The organism is Mesorhizobium sp. B263B2A, from assembly GCF_020165775.1.
Taxonomy (GTDB): domain Bacteria; phylum Pseudomonadota; class Alphaproteobacteria; order Rhizobiales; family Rhizobiaceae; genus Mesorhizobium; species Mesorhizobium opportunistum.
Map to the genome: position 1 here is coordinate 1 of NZ_JAIUIU010000064.1, position 1369 is coordinate 1369.

Consider the following 1369-nt stretch of genomic DNA (forward strand, 5'->3'; position numbering starts at 1 on the left):
GATCCCCTTGCCTGCAGCTCGGCGAAGGTCTGCGATAGGGCCGATCCCTTTGCCTGAAGCTCGGCAATGGTCGGCGAGAACGGCGACACCTCCAGCCCGCTGATCGCCTTCGACAGGGTCGATTCCGGAAGGTTGCTGATGGCCGTTGAGAGGGTCGACAGCTCTAGCCCGCGACTCAGTCGATCGAGCGGCCCATCACTTTGGCCCGTGGCGATGTCGGATAAGCTCTTGAATTTGTCCATCGTCTTCACGCTAACGGTTGTTTGGTTCCGGCAAGTCTTTGAGCTGACCCAACGTATCATAGCGCCGTATGCGCTGAGTCGACAGTTCCCTTTGCATGAGGTCACGAGGCAGCGGGTTCACCGCTCATCCCTCCAGATGACTCGGCGCACCACTCTGATGCGGAGCGCCAAATTTCTGACGGAAAAATGTGAGCCCAGCATCGACCTGATGCAGTCTTTGGGTTTCCCTGGCGGGGTGGTCGGATCTATATGTACTTGGACGTAATGATCCGCCAGAGCATTGCTGTTGTCAGCCTCTTCGATCTTGCGCGCCGCGTTCTCACCGCTTTCTTGGTTGTCGGCACGTTCCGCTTATCGTCGTAAAAGACGATATTTCGGTCAAAGAAGGGCTTCAACATCGGATCGGCTCTGATAGCGCCAGTGATGTCTGCCAGCCAACCATGCCGAACTCCTTCGTAGGCGAGCAACCAGTCGGGACCGTCGGCTGATACGGCCTTCACCCGGCGCTCCCAATCCCGGATTGGAGCCTCCGGAGCAAGTCCGCGAGATGCCATGTCGAGAATGAGCAAGCAGATCGCTGGACATTCGATCTTCGCAAGAAGAGCAGCTTGGGCGCCCAACTGCAGCGGCAGTGCCAAGCCCTTCATGAGGAAGATCGCCCATGCAACTTCATAGTGCTCGCCGCGCTCCAAGCCGCCTTTTATAATCGACGTCAAGCGCTTGGTGATGAGACTTTCGTGTATCGTCCGCCCCTCATGGCGCATGTTGATCAGAAGCGCTGACACTAGGTCGATGTTTCTCGGATCGACCATCAGGGCTCGCATCAGGAAACTTTGCAGGTATAACGCGTCGGGCACCTTGATTTCAGAACCCTGTATCAACGACAGCGCGTAGCGAAGAGGTCGATCTACAGGGTTTTGTTTTTGTAGATCGAGAGCGACCTCACAGAAGTTTTGCAAAGCAATGCCGGACAGCTCGGGGCCTATTCGCGCCGCCACCTGGAGGGTGTGAACCCAAGGTGTTCCAACGTTGTCGACTATCCCGATAACTGTAAGCGCTGTTCTGGTGGCACCTTTCGCGCGTGGTCGTGAGGAACGATGTTCGGAGCCTTTGAGGGCTTCGACACA

At 56.7% G+C, this 1369-nt stretch carries 2 protein-coding genes; both read right to left on the reverse strand.

All coding sequences use genetic code 11. The annotated features are described in order from the left end of the window. On the reverse strand, positions 1-242 hold a 242-nt coding region (locus tag LB568_RS33390), incomplete at its 3' end, for a hypothetical protein (protein ID WP_224656019.1). 245 nt (positions 243-487) lie between these two features. Then, positions 488-1369: hypothetical protein (locus LB568_RS33395; RefSeq protein WP_176479556.1), on the reverse strand; the 882-nt coding region annotated here is incomplete at its 5' end.